At 64.8% G+C, this 13,031-nt stretch carries 11 protein-coding genes; 1 reads left to right on the forward strand and 10 read right to left on the reverse strand.

Translation table 11 applies throughout. From position 1 onward, the window contains the following. Window positions 1-31 precede the first annotated feature (31 nt). The 8 genes from miaB to trpS form a co-directional block, all read right to left on the reverse strand. A complete protein-coding gene (gene miaB, locus ACED18_RS09085) occupies window positions 32-1,429 on the reverse strand; it encodes a tRNA (N6-isopentenyl adenosine(37)-C2)-methylthiotransferase MiaB (RefSeq protein WP_377291300.1) in 1,398 nt (465 codons plus the stop codon). A gap of 61 nt (window positions 1,430-1,490) precedes the next feature. After that, window positions 1,491-2,279 (reverse strand): lysophospholipid acyltransferase family protein, encoded by a 789-nt coding sequence (locus ACED18_RS09090; RefSeq protein WP_377291302.1) that lies wholly within the window; start codon window positions 2,277-2,279, stop codon window positions 1,491-1,493. A gap of 28 nt (window positions 2,280-2,307) precedes the next feature. Then, complete coding sequence (locus ACED18_RS09095) at window positions 2,308-2,736, reverse strand: Fur family transcriptional regulator (protein WP_377291304.1); 429 nt, start codon at window positions 2,734-2,736, stop codon at window positions 2,308-2,310. A 34-nt stretch (window positions 2,737-2,770) separates the two neighbouring features. Continuing rightward, window positions 2,771-3,268 (reverse strand): GNAT family N-acetyltransferase, encoded by a 498-nt coding sequence (locus ACED18_RS09100; RefSeq protein WP_377291306.1) that lies wholly within the window; start codon window positions 3,266-3,268, stop codon window positions 2,771-2,773. A 15-nt stretch (window positions 3,269-3,283) separates the two neighbouring features. Continuing rightward, window positions 3,284-3,931 (reverse strand): tRNA (adenosine(37)-N6)-threonylcarbamoyltransferase complex dimerization subunit type 1 TsaB, encoded by a 648-nt coding sequence (gene tsaB, locus ACED18_RS09105; RefSeq protein WP_377291900.1) that lies wholly within the window; start codon window positions 3,929-3,931, stop codon window positions 3,284-3,286. 291 nt (window positions 3,932-4,222) lie between these two features. Next, the gene (locus tag ACED18_RS09110; protein WP_377291308.1) at window positions 4,223-4,792 is read right to left on the reverse strand and encodes a NifU family protein; all 570 of its coding nucleotides are present in this window, start codon (window positions 4,790-4,792) and stop codon (window positions 4,223-4,225) included. A 115-nt stretch (window positions 4,793-4,907) separates the two neighbouring features. Continuing rightward, on the reverse strand, window positions 4,908-5,399 hold the full coding sequence (locus ACED18_RS09115) for a universal stress protein (protein ID WP_377291310.1): 492 nt from the start codon (window positions 5,397-5,399) through the stop codon (window positions 4,908-4,910). 81 nt (window positions 5,400-5,480) lie between these two features. Then, on the reverse strand, window positions 5,481-6,548 hold the full coding sequence (gene trpS / locus ACED18_RS09120; RefSeq protein ID WP_377291312.1) for a tryptophan--tRNA ligase: 1,068 nt from the start codon (window positions 6,546-6,548) through the stop codon (window positions 5,481-5,483). Between the two features lie 327 nt (window positions 6,549-6,875). On the opposite strand from trpS, the gene ACED18_RS09125 reads away from it, so the two are divergent. Beyond that, window positions 6,876-8,186, forward strand: a complete 1,311-nt coding sequence (locus ACED18_RS09125) for a hypothetical protein (RefSeq protein WP_377291314.1) — start codon at window positions 6,876-6,878, stop codon at window positions 8,184-8,186. Window positions 8,187-8,485: 299 nt separating this feature from the next. Here ACED18_RS09125 and murJ read toward each other — a convergent pair whose 3' ends face one another. Both murJ and ACED18_RS09135 read right to left on the reverse strand, forming a co-directional pair. Then, window positions 8,486-10,072 (reverse strand): murein biosynthesis integral membrane protein MurJ, encoded by a 1,587-nt coding sequence (gene murJ / locus ACED18_RS09130; protein WP_377291316.1) that lies wholly within the window; start codon window positions 10,070-10,072, stop codon window positions 8,486-8,488. Then, on the reverse strand, window positions 10,069-12,909 hold the full coding sequence (locus tag ACED18_RS09135) for a [protein-PII] uridylyltransferase (RefSeq protein ID WP_377291902.1): 2,841 nt from the start codon (window positions 12,907-12,909) through the stop codon (window positions 10,069-10,071). The genes murJ and ACED18_RS09135 overlap by 4 nt, the downstream gene beginning before the upstream one ends. Window positions 12,910-13,031: the final 122 nt, after the last annotated feature.

Below are 13,031 nucleotides of genomic sequence, written 5' to 3' on the forward strand. Positions count from 1 at the left end.
GGTCAGGCTCCATCGATTGGCAGTCCGGACCTCACGCGACCTCGGCATGGAGGCTGTTGGTGCCGGCTGCGGTGATTCGTACCCTGATAATGTCACCGATTTGCGATGTCTTTGCATCAACAATCACAGGCTGGAGCCAGGGCGAGCGTCCCACGACCTGTCCCGGCAGCCGGCCGGGCTTTTCGATCAAAAGGTCGATCTCGCGCCCGACACAGGCCCTCTGGAAGGCCGTCTGCTGGGAAAACAGCAGCGCCTGCAGGCGTTCCAGCCGCTCGGACTTCACATCCTCCGGCACCTGATCGGTGAGATCGGCACCGGGCGTGCCGGGGCGGGTCGAGTATTTGAACGAATAGGACTGTGCATAACCCACGGTCTCGATGAGCCGCAGCGTGTCCTCGAAGTCCTCATCCGTCTCGCCGGGGAAGCCGACGATGAAATCGCCCGAGAGCGCCAGATCCGGCTGGACGGCGCGGATGCGCGCGATCAGCGCCACGTAGTCGGCCGCCTTGTGGCGCCGGTTCATGGCTTTCAGGATGCGGTCGGAGCCCGACTGCACGGGCAGGTGCAGATAGGGCATCAGCTTTGGCAGGTCGCGGTGCGCCGCAATCAGCGCGTCGTCCATGTCGCGCGGGTGGCTGGTCGTGTAGCGCAGCCGGGCGAGGCCCTCGATGTCGCTGAGATGTGCAAGGAGATGGCCGAGCGTCCATTCGGTGCCGTCGGGGCCCAGGCCATGCCAGGCATTGACGTTCTGGCCGAGCAGCGTCAGTTCGCGCACGCCCGCCTCCACCAGCCGGCGGGCTTCCGCCTCGATCTGGGAAACGGGACGGGAGACTTCCGAGCCGCGCGTATAGGGCACCACGCAAAAGGTGCAGAACTTGTCGCAGCCTTCCTGCACGGTCAGGAAGGCGGTGACGCCACGGGCGCGGGTGCGGGCCTTGTCCGGCATCGGCAGATGCTCGAACTTGTCCTCGATCGCGTATTCGGTCTCGATGACGCGCTCGCCGGCACGGGCGCGCTCCAGAAACTGCGGCAGGCGGTGATAGGTCTGCGGTCCGACGACGAGATCGACGGCGGGCGAACGGCGAATGATCTCAGCCCCTTCCGCCTGCGCCACGCAGCCGGCCACGCCGATCACCATTTCGCGGCCATCGGCGGCGCGCGCCTTCTTCATGTCGCGCAGGCGCCCGAGCTCGGAATAGACCTTCTCGGCCGCCTTCTCGCGGATATGGCAGGTGTTGAGCAGCACGAGATCGGCATCCTCGACGCTGTCGGTCGAGATATAGCCGTCCTTTGCCAGCGCATCCGACATGCGGTCGGAATCATAGACGTTCATCTGGCAGCCGTAGGTCTTCAGGAAGACCTTCTTCTGGACAGGGGTCTGAACGGGGGCCGTCTCAGCGGCCGACGGGGCGGCGATCTCGGTGCTCATGGCCGTCTCTGTAGTCGAAGGGCGCGGTAAAATGAAGGCCCGACATTCGCGCCGTGCCCTCTCAACGGCCGCGCAGGCGGCGGATCAGCATGGAGCGGATGCGGCTGCCGATCTCGCGGCTGACCAGTTTGCGGTTGCTGCTGGCCTCGTAGACGACGGGTTCGCCGAAAACCACGTCCACATCGATGGCGCCGGCCCGCAACAGGCCCATCAGGCTCGGCACCAGCCCGATATCGCCCGGCCAGCCGGCAATGGTGCGGTGAAAGCGGCCCATGGGCATGCCGTAGATCCCGGTGTAACAGAGCGCGACGGGCTGCACATGCACGACACCGGTCGGCGAGAGCGGCACCGCGGAGGCGGCCGCGCCGAAGAGCGAGGTCTTGATCTCCAGCAGGCGGTTGCCGTCCGATGTCGTGCCCTCCGGAAAGAGGACGACAATCTCGCTCGCCGCCAGCCGCTGGCCGATTTCATTGACCTGCTCGCCGGTGCTGCGCTTCTGGTCGCGCTCGATGAAGATGGTGGCCTGCAGGCGGGCGAGAAGGCCGAAGACGGGCCAGGCCTTCACCTCCGACTTGGCGATGAAGACGACATCGGCGACGGAGCCGAGCACCACGATGTCCTTCCACGACACATGGTTGGAGGCGAGCATCAGCGGGCGGTGCGCATTCAGCTCGCCATGCACGCGGACGCGGATGCCGAGCGCCAGGCAGGCGGCCCTGTGCCAGAAGCGGGGGAGAACGCGGCGCGGCCTGAAATCGAAGCGCAGGCAGACAAGCTGCACCGGCAAAAGAACCAGCGTGAAAAGGATCAGCAGGATCGCCGCAAGCGCCGTCCGCAGCCACTGGATCATCGGGCGGCTCCGGGCGTCCTGCCCATGCTCACGCCTCGTCCTTCTTCAGCGGTACGCCGTACAGTTCCAGCCGGTGATCGACGAGCCGGAAGCCGTGTTCGCGGGCGATCTTTTCCTGCAGCGCCTCGATTTCCGGTGAATGAAATTCGATGACGACGCCGGTCTTCAGGTCGATCAGGTGGTCGTGGTGCTCTTCCGGCACCGTCTCGTAGCGCGAGCGGCCGTCGCGGAAATCATGGCGCTCGATGATGCCGGCATCCTCGAAGAGCTTGACGGTGCGGTAGACGGTGGAGATCGAGATGCGGGAATCGACCTTCACCGCGCGGCGGTAAAGCTCTTCCACGTCCGGATGGTCGGCGGAGCCTTCCAGCACGCGCGCGATGATGCGGCGCTGCTCGGTCATGCGCATGCCGCGCTCGACGCAGAGCTCTTCCAGCGATGTGTCCGGTTCCGCCATGGGCCGCAATTTTCTCGAGGTCATCAGAGCGGAACTAGCGAAGATCACGCCGCATGACAAGCGCCGCCGTCCGCCGGCCCTGGGCATCCTGATAATAGGCGCGTCTTTCCCCGACCTTCTCGAAGCCGAGCTTTCGATAAAGGCCGTGGGCGGCGACATTGGTCTCGTCCACCTCGAGGAACATGGAGGCTGCCCCGCGCGCCAGGGCTTCCCGCTTGGCCGCCTGCATGAGCCGCCAGCCGAGACCCGTGCGGCCAAAGCGCGGATCGACGCAGATCGTCAGGATTTCCGCCTCGTCCGCCACGGCCCGTGCCAGCACGAAGCCGCCCGTCACGCCCTTCAGCGCGGCATTCGACTGGCGCGCCACGAGGCCGAAGACGGGTTCCTGCACCAGAAGCCCGTGAATGTCGCCATCCGACCAGGGCGCGGGGAAGCGCTGCCGGTGCAGCTCGGCCGCCGGCGGGCAATCGATCTTCTCCATCGCGAAGATATCGAATTCGGGCTTGCGGCTGAAATAGTCCGTCAGGCTCAAGGGCTTTTCCCTTCTTCAGGCACGCGCCAGCGCAAAGCCGAGCTGCGGCTTGGCGTCGGGGCCGCGCAGGTAGAGCGGGCGCGGCTTTTCCCCGACAGCGGCAAGGACGCCGAGCCGGGCCATGACGCCGATATCGGCGGGGCCGATCTCCTCGACCGGCAGGCCGAGGGCGGCGCCGGCCGTGCCGACGAGACGGCCGCCGAAACCTGCCGCAAGGGCGCGCGCCTCGTCCAGCGGCAGCAGGAAGGCGCCACCGGCCGGCTGGCCATCGGAGCCGAACGGCTGGCCGTAGACCTCGTCGCGCTTGGCATCGAGCAGCACCATGACCGGCTCGCCGCGGCCCTGGTCAGCCATGGCGGCGAGCGTTGCGAAGGTGGTGATGCCGACGGCGGGCTTGCCGCAGGCGAGCGCCAGACCACGGGCCGCCGCAACGCCGACGCGGATGCCGGTGAAGGAGCCGGGGCCCACGCAGACTGCGAAACGATCCACAGCCGACAGGGAAAGTCCGGCCCGCTCCAGCGCGTCCGTCAGGAAACCCATCAGCTGCTCGGCATGGCCACGCCCGATCTCGGCGCCGGCCCGCGCCAGTTCCCGCCCGGCCGTGGCGTCATAGACCGCCGCGTAACAGCCGCTTGCCGCCGTATCCAGCGCCAGCACGATCATGGCATGCATCCCTCGTTTCGCCTCGCGATGCATCAATTGATGCATCGCGGATCAGGTGCGGATAGCCGGTATCGCGCTGCAACGACAAGAGAAATCGTGTGGTTTTCGGGTAGGTTCACGGAGGGTTGCCCGGAGAGAGCCGAAAGCCAAGAACGTCTTCGCCCTCATCCTCGGGCTTGACCCGAGGATCCACTGCCAAGGTTGCGGAGGGCCGCGTGGATGCTCGGGTCAAGCCCGAGCATGACGGGGAGTGGAATCGACTACGTCCAAGCCGTCCAGCCCATTCCCGCCTCAGACGGCCTCGACGGCCTGCACTTCCGGGATGAAGTGGTGCAGCAGGTTCTGCACGCCATGCTTCAACGTTGCCGTCGAAGACGGGCAGCCGGAGCAGGCGCCCTTCATGTTGAGGAAGACGGTGCCGTCGCGGAAGCCCTTGAAGGTGATGTCGCCGCCATCCTGGGCAACGGCCGGGCGCACGCGGGTTTCCAGCAGCTCCTTGATGGTCGCGACGATCGTCTCGTCACCGGCCTCGAAGAACTCGCCATCCTCATCGGCCTGCGCGTGATTGGCGCCTGCGGTTGCCATGACCGGCGTGCCGGACATGAAGTGTTCCATGATCGTGCCGAGAATGGCCGGCTTCAGATGCTGCCACTCCGGACCGTCCTTGGTGATGGTCACGAAATCGTAGCCGAAGAAGACGCCGGTGACGCCGGGCACGTCGAACAGGCGGGCGGCGAGCGGCGAGGCTGCTTCGGCCTCGGCAGCGGAGCGGAACTCGGCCGTGCCCTGCGCCATCACCACCTTGCCCGGCAGGAACTTCAGGGTCGCCGGGTTCGGCGTTGCTTCGGTCTGGATGAACATGATCTTGCTCCGTCTGCCGGCGGGCGGGTCGCCGCGGCCGGTCTCGATCTTTAGAATTATTCCAAAATATAGCCAGTCGGGAAGCCCGCTTCAAGAGCGCGGGCCCGCAAAGGCATCAGGCCAGCGCGTCGATTTCCTCATCCGTCAGCGCATCGGGAATGACGGTGACGGGGATCGGGAAGGCAGCCGCCTTGCCCGCGATCGACGAAACGAGCGGACCCGGCCCATCCTTGGCGGAACCGGCGGCCAGCACGAGGATCGCGATATCGCGGTCTTCCTCGATCAGCCCATGGATTTCCTCGGTGGCGCTGCCCTCGCGAATGACCGCTTCGGGCTCGATGCCCACGGTCTCGCGCACCTCCTGGGCGATCTTCGCCAGCGTCGTCTCCGCTTCCTCGCGCGCCTCGGCACGCATGATCTCCTCGACACCCAGCCAGTGCTGGAAGTCGCCATTGGCGATCACGTAGAGCAGCACGAGGCCGCCATTGGAGTTCTTCGCACGCATGCCGGCATAGTGGACGGCGCGCATGCATTCGGGCGTATCATCGATGACCGCCATGAACTTGCGGCGGTGACCTTCGAGGCGGGAAAGGCGACGTGAAACCATGGCCGGGAGATTACACGGGACAATCCGGCCCGCAAGGGCCGAATTGTTGCCGTGATCTCGTCATGCTGGGACCGACCCCGCCTATTGCAGGAAGCCGACGATGTCGCGCACGTCGTGCATGACCTTGTCGGCCCGGGCGCGCGCCCGCTCGCCGCCGTCGCGCAGGATGGCGTCGATATGGGTCGTGTCGTCCATCAGGCGGCGCATCTCGCCGGTGATCGGCGAGAGAACGCTGACGGCGAGATCGATCAGCGCCGGCTTGAAGACTGAGAACTGCTGGCCGCCATATTCGTTGAGCACGTCGAGCTTGGTACGGTCGGAGAGTGCCGCATAGATGCCGACGAGATTGTCGGCTTCGGGCCGGCCCTTCAGGCCCTCCACTTCGCTTGGCAGTGCGTCCGGATCGGTCTTGGCCTTCTTGATCTTCTTGGAGATCTGGTCGGCATCGTCCATCAGGTTGATGCGCGAGAGATCGGAGGCATCCGACTTCGACATCTTCTTGGTGCCGTCGCGCAGGCTCATGACGCGGGGCGCCGGGCCGTCGATCAGCGGCTCCACCATCGGGAAGAAGGCATGCACCGGCTCGTCGCCGACCTTGATGTCGATGCCCGTGCCGGCGTCGCGGATCTGCTTTGAAAAGTCCAGGTTGAACTTCATGGCGATGTCGCGGGCAAGCTCCAGATGCTGCTTCTGGTCGTCGCCGACGGGCACGTGGGTGGCGCGATAGACGAGGATGTCGGCCGCCATCAGGCTCGGATAGGCCAGCAGGCCGAGCGAGACCTGCTCGGCATTCTTGGAACCGGACTTGTCCTTGAACTGCGTCATGCGCTCCATCCAGCCGATGCGGGCGACGCAATTGAAGATCCAGGCGAGCTCGGCATGCTGCGGCACGGCCGACTGGTTGAAGACGATATGCTTCTTCGGATCGATGCCTGACGCGATGAAGGCCGCCGCGATCGAGCGGATCTGGCCGCGCATGTCGTCATGCACGAGCTGGGCGGTGATGGCGTGGAGATCGACGACGCAGTAGATGCAATCGTTGTTTTCCTGCAACGCCACGAACTTCCTGATCGCGCCGAGATAATTTCCGAGGTGAAGATTGCCGGTGGGCTGCACGCCCGAGAAGACAAGGGGCTGAAACTCTGCCATGGTGATCCCGTTCAGGCTGGTGGAGGGCCGTCGCACGGGAACCGGTGCGGCCCCGACGAAGTTGGCCGAGCTTATGCACCGAGCGACAGCGGCGATCAAGAGAGACGCACCGGAAGGTGCTAGGCTCCGGCGGTCGCGCCGGGCGTGAGCGGGACAGGGAGGCTTCAACCCAGAAATGGGCGAAAAATCTTCGCTTACATTGCGCGAAACTTGCACTAAGACCGCATGATTATTAAAAAATCTTGAAAATACGACCAATTGTGTTAGGAATTGGTTATTCTTTCCGGGGAGACACATATGGAGCCGATTGCGTTCCTCAAAGCTTTCATGAAAAATGAAAAGCAGGGCCAGACGCCAATTGAGGCTGACCAGAGCGAAGTAAAGGTCTCCAGTCATCCCGCCATCCAGAAGCTGATCGACTTCGAATCTACGCTGGAACGTCTGCAAGACATTCCGAAAGCGTTCGGCCGTTTCATTCCGGAGTTCGAGGAAATTCTTGAGGACCTCGCGGATTATCGCGAGCGCTGCGGCCAGCTCGAGGATAACCTGAACGAGGAACGGCAGCGCGGGTCGGAGATGACGGCCCGCATCGAGACGATGAAGGCCGAGACCGAGCGGCTGGAATACGGCCTGCAGCGCGAGGCGGCCGCCCACACGGCCCAGCGCCAGAAGACGATCGAACTCGAAGCCTCCGTCGCCGACCTCCGGCTTGCCAATGCCGATCTCAATTCGCGCCTGTCGCGTCTCGATCCCATGGTGCGCGAGCTGAAGATCACCAAGGAGACGCTGGTTGGCGAACTCGAAAAAGCGCAGGATCTCAAGGAGCGCTCCGAGCGCGAGGTAACGGAGTTCAAGAGCGAGGTGGTGCGCCTGCGCGAGCAGACCGCCAAGCTCATCGAGAGCAACAACAACCTGACGGCCGACAAGCTCAGCCTGACGGAGCGCGTCGATACCGCCATGAAGGCGCTGGCCGAGCGCGACAACATGATGAATGCGGCGAAGGACCAGATCGCCTCGCTCGTCGCCAAGCTGAAGCGCGAGACCATGGTGTCGCGTTCGCTGAAAAACGAGAACGACCAGCTGATCAAGGAGCGCGAGGACATTCGCCTGCAGACGGAGAGCCAGCTGGAAGCTGCGCGCGGCCGCTACCGCGTTCTGGAGCGTCTGCTGGAAGAATCGCGCATGCGCTACCAGGCCGAGGCCCATACGCTGAATTCGGTTCGCCGCGAGAAGAGCCAGCGCGAATACGAGCTGTCGCAGCTCAATTCGAACCTCAACTCTTCCAAGGAAGAGGTGATGGACCTGCGTCGTCAGCTTCTGACCAATACGGAAATGGTCGCCGCCCTCAAGGAGGAGATGTCGTCGGAGGCCGAAAAGCGCCGCAAGCTCGAAATCGAGCTCGACATCGCGCGCGAGGAAAACACCCGTCTGGACAGCGCGCTCAAGTCCAACACCGCGCTCATGGAGAACAACGATCTCCAGCACGCCACCAAGTTCGCCGAACTGGTCGGCGTGATCGAGGCCGTGCGTGCCGAGAACGACCGCCTGCGCGAGGAAGTCGAGGGCTACCGCTTCGTCGACAACAAGGATGAAGACGAGGATGGCCCGAGCGGCACGGTGATCAGCCTGACGCGGTGATCACCGCGACGATCGATCTTGCAAGGGGCTCGCCGGTGGCGGGCCTTTTTGCTTTTGGGGGTATACTGGTGCTGGAGGCGTTGCTGGCTTTGGGCACCCCCCTCTGCCCTGCCGGGCATCTCCCCCCGCAAGGGGGAGATTGGCTGGGGGCGCCAGCTCCGCGACCCGCAGGCGTCTCAACGAGGCGATAGGGTGAGCATGTCCGAGCGGACGCTCCGGGTGGATCTCCCCCCTTGCGGGGGAGATGTCCGGCAGGACAGAGGGGGGTGTGCACCTCGCCCGCCGATGACGCTTACCGTCTACTCGACGCTCTCCGTGCCCTTCGCCGCCTTCCGCTTCATGTTCCGCCGGAGCATGCCGAGGTCGGCGCCGCCGGTGGCGAAGGCGAGGCCGAAATAGACGATCATCGAGAGCGCGATGAGGATGGCAAGTGCTGCAAGCTGGGTCAGCACGCCCTGCCCGGAATCCAGCCAGCCCGACATCTGCCGCGAGGCATATTCCAGCACGCCGGCCATGACGAATGTCGAGGCAAGGAGACGCAGGACGCGGCTGACAAGGGCGCCTTCCCAGACCCAGTGGCCGCGGCGGACCAGGATGACGAAGAGCATGATGGCCGTCAGCCAGCCGGAGACGGCTTCCGCCGTGGCGATGCCGCGTTCGTGGAAGAAGGGGAAGAGCGAGACGGCGAGCGCGCAGTTGACGGCGACCGAGATGCCGGAGATGCGCATGGGCGTGCGCGTATCCTCGCGGGCGAAAAAGCCGGGGTTGAGCGCCTTGATCATCACGAAGGCGGGCAGGCCGAGGCCGTAGATGCCGAGGATGCCGGCAACGACGGAGGTGGTTTCGGGCGAAAAGGCGCCGCGCTCGTAGAGCACGCGGACGATCTCGTCGGAGATGACCCAGAGCGCGCCGGCCGCCGGCAGGGTCAGGAACAGCACGAATTCGGCCGAGCGGTTCTGCAGGTTCTGCGCCTCGATGTGGTGGCCGCCCTTCAGCGCGCGGGCCAGCTCCGGCAGGAGAACGACGCCGACGGCGATGCCGACGACGCCGAGCGGCAGCTGGTAGACGCGGTCGGCATATTGAAGTGCCGCGATCGCGCCGTCCTTGGTGGAGGCGATCATCTGGCCGATGACCTGGTTGATCTGGGTGATGCCGCCGGTAACGGCGGCCGGCAGCGCCAGCCACAGCAGCCGCTTGACGTTCGGCGTCATGCGCGGGCGGCTCAAGCCGAAGCGCATGCCGGCATAGCGCACGCCGACATAGAGCACGGCCATCTGCAACAGGCCGGCGGCGAGCACGCCCCAGGAGAGATACCAGGCGGTCGTCAGCGGATCGGCACCGGTCCACAGGCCATAGCCCAGCGCCGCGATGAGCACGAGATTGAGGAAGATCGGGGCGACGGCGGCGGCGAAGTAATGGTGCAGCGAGTTCAGCATGCCGGACAGCATCGCCGTCAGCGACATGCACATGAGATAGGGGAACATGACCATGGAAAGTTGCACGGTCACGTCGAACTTTTCCCCGTCGCCCACGAAGCCGGGGGCGATGATGGTGGCGACGATCCAGGGCATCGCCAGTTCCATGACGATGGTGATCAGGAGCAGCACGGTGAAGAGGACGCCCAGCACCTCTTCCGAGAAGCGCTTGGCACCATCAAGGCCGTTCGCCTCGATCTCCTTGGCAAAGAGCGGCACGAAGGCGGCGTTGAAGGCGCCTTCGGCAAAGAGGCGCCGGAAGAGATTGGGGAAGCGGAAGGCGGCGTAGAAGGCATCGGCATAGGGGCCGGTGCCCAGCGCCGCTGCCATCAGCGTTTCGCGGGTGAAACCGAGGACGCGGCTGCCGAGCGTAGCGCCGCCGACGGTGATGAATTTGCGGACGAGACTCATTGATCGGCCTTGGGACGACGCGGGGAGCGGGGAATGGCGGGCGGCGCGATGATGCCGGAGGGCATGCGCTCGCGCGCCTCGTCGGCCTCCTCGGCGATGACGGCGCGAATGCGCGCCGAGATGTTCATCTGGCGGTTCTCGCTGGTGATCTTCTCGCCGACGAGATCGGTAACGTAGAAGGTGTCGATGACCTTCTCGCCGAAGGTGGTGATGTGGGCCGAGGCGATGTCGAGGGACAGATCCGACATCATGGAGGTGACTTCGGAGAGCAGGCCGGGCCTGTCCAGGCACTCCATCTCGATGACGGTGAACTTGTTCGAGAGACCGTTGGAGATCGTGACGCTCGGCGTGACGGTAAAGGCCTTGCTGCGCTTCCTGCCTTTGGTGCGGGCGGCGATCACCTCCGGCAGCCGCTTGGTGCCCGACAGCACTTCCTCGATCATCCGGCCGATGCTGGTGGCGCGGCGCATCTCATCGCCATCGACTGCAAATTCACGGCTGACGAGGATGGTATCGAGGGCGCGGCCGTCGGAGGTCGTGAAGATCTGCGCGTCCACGATGTTGGCGCCCGCCGCCGCGCAGGCGCCGGCGATGACGGCGAGCAGGCGCGGATGGTCGGGGGCCAGCACCGTGATTTCAGTGATGCCATGGAACTGGTGGGTGCGCACCATGGTGGCCAGCGTGCGACCGGCCTGGTCCGCCTCGCGGATGAAGGCGGCGTGTCGCACCTGGTCTTCCAGCGGCACGGTCAGCAGGTAGGGCTGGTAGTGCAGCTTCGTATAGGCCTGGCGTTCGGCCTCGCTCCAGCCGGTCAGCGCCCTTTCCAGCATGTCGGCGGCATACTGGGCGCGCTCCTTGCGCGGCATTTCGGAGAAGCCGCCGGAAATCAGCAGTTCGGTCTCGTAGTAGAGCGTGCGCAGGAGCTGGCCCTTCCAGCCGTTCCACACGCCCGGGCCGACGGCGCGGATGTCGCAGACCGTCAGCACCAGCAGCATCTTCAGCCGTTCGAGCGACTGCACCTTTTCGGCGAAGTCGATGATCGTCTTGCGGTCGTTGAGGTCACGGGTCTGGGCGACCATGGACATGGTCAGATGTTCCTGGATCAGCCAGGCGACCGTTTCCGTCTGCTTCGGCGTCAGGCCAAAGCGCGGGCAGAGCTTTCGGGCCACACGGGCGCCGGCAACGGAGTGATCCTCCGGGCGGCCCTTGGCGATGTCGTGCAGGAGCACGGCGACATAGAGCGCCTCGCGGTCCTCGATGCTCTGGATGAGCTTGCCGGCCAGCGGATGGGCATCCTCTTCCTTGCCCTGCTCGACGCGCGAGAGAACACGCACCGTGCGCAGCAGGTGCTCGTCCACCGTATAGTGGTGATACATGTTGAACTGCATCATCGAGACGATCTTGCCGAACTCGGGAATGAAGCGGGCAAGAACGCCCGACTCGTTCATGCGGCGCAGGATGAGTTCCGGGTCGCGCCGCGAGGTCAGGATCGACAGGAAAAGGCGGTTGGCCTCCTCATTGTCGCGCAGGTGCGGCGTGATCAGCGACAGCGAGCGTGTCACCTGCTTCAGCGCAGCCGGGTGGAATTCGAGACCGGCAATGTCGGCGATGTGGAAGAGCCGCATCAGGTTGACCGGATCGCGCTTGAAGACATCCGGGCCTGCAATGGTGATGCGGCCGCCATCATCGAGGAAATCCGTGGTGCCGGCGATCTTGCGGCTGCGATTGGCAAAGCGGGTGATGACGCCCGTGAGCCCCGGCTGCTGCTTGGCCTGCTGGTCCTCCAGCGCCGCGCAGATGATGCGGGTGAGGTCGCCGACATTCTTCGCAACGAGGAAATAGTGCTTCATGAAGCGTTCGACGGCGCTGAGGCCCGGATGGTCCTGATAGCCGAGACATTCGGCGATTTCGCGCTGGATGTCGAAGGACAGGCGCTCTTCCGCCTTGTTGGTGAGGAAGTGCATGTGGCAGCGCACTGCCCAGAGGAAGTCGTCGGACTTCTCGAACAGCTTCAGTTCCTGCTTCGAGAGAACGCCGAGCTTCACCAGTTCGGCCGAGTCCTTCACCCGGTAGAAGTATTTGGCGATCCAGAAGAGCGTGTGGATGTCGCGAAGACCGCCCTTGCCTTCCTTCACGTTCGGCTCGACCAGGTAGCGCGTGTCGCCGGCCTTGCGGTGGCGCTCGTCGCGCTCGGCGAGCTTGGCGGCGATGAAATCCGGACCGGTGTTCTTGACGATCTCTCGGTCGAAGCGGGTTTCGAGATCAGCGGCGAGCGGCTGCGAACCGCAGATGTAGCGGAATTCGAGGATGGCGGTGCGGATCGTCATGTCGCTGCGCGACAGGCGGATGCATTCCTCCACCGTGCGGGTGGCGTGGCCGACCTTGAAGCCGAGATCCCAGAGGATGTAGAGCATGAACTCGATGGCCGGCTCTGCCCAGACCTGCTTCTTCTGCGGCAGCAGGAAGAGCAGGTCGATGTCGGAGCCCGGCGCCAGCGTGCCGCGGCCATAGCCGCCGACGGCTGCCACGGTGATGCGCATGCTCTCCGGCGTCTGGCCGGCATTGAAGATTTCGGCAAGCACGAAATCATGCAGGATGGAGATCAGCTGGTCCTGCAGCCAGGAGATCCGCCGGGCGCAGGCAAGACCGCTGCCATCGGCGAAAAGCAGCTCGCGCGCCTTGGCCCGTCCCGCCAGATTGGCCTCCTTGAAGGCGGCCAGAAGCGCGCGGCGCATGGGGTCGCGCTGCTCGGCATGGGCCGAGGCGATAAAGCGGCATTTGGCGCGAAGAGCTGCCGGATCGAAGATTTCGGGATGGGCGTGAAGGTCTGTGGCCATCGGGTCGCCGTCGCGCTCCTGTCTGTCGCGTCCTGCGAGCGGCTGCGTCTGCGTTTGCATGCGCTATAATCCCTTTGCCCGGCACTGCACAGAAAAAATTGGTCCTGCCTCGCAGCCGAGAA

The organism is Rhizobium sp. SG2393, from assembly GCF_042610495.1.
In the GTDB taxonomy this organism is placed as follows: Bacteria; Pseudomonadota; Alphaproteobacteria; order Rhizobiales; family Rhizobiaceae; genus RU20A.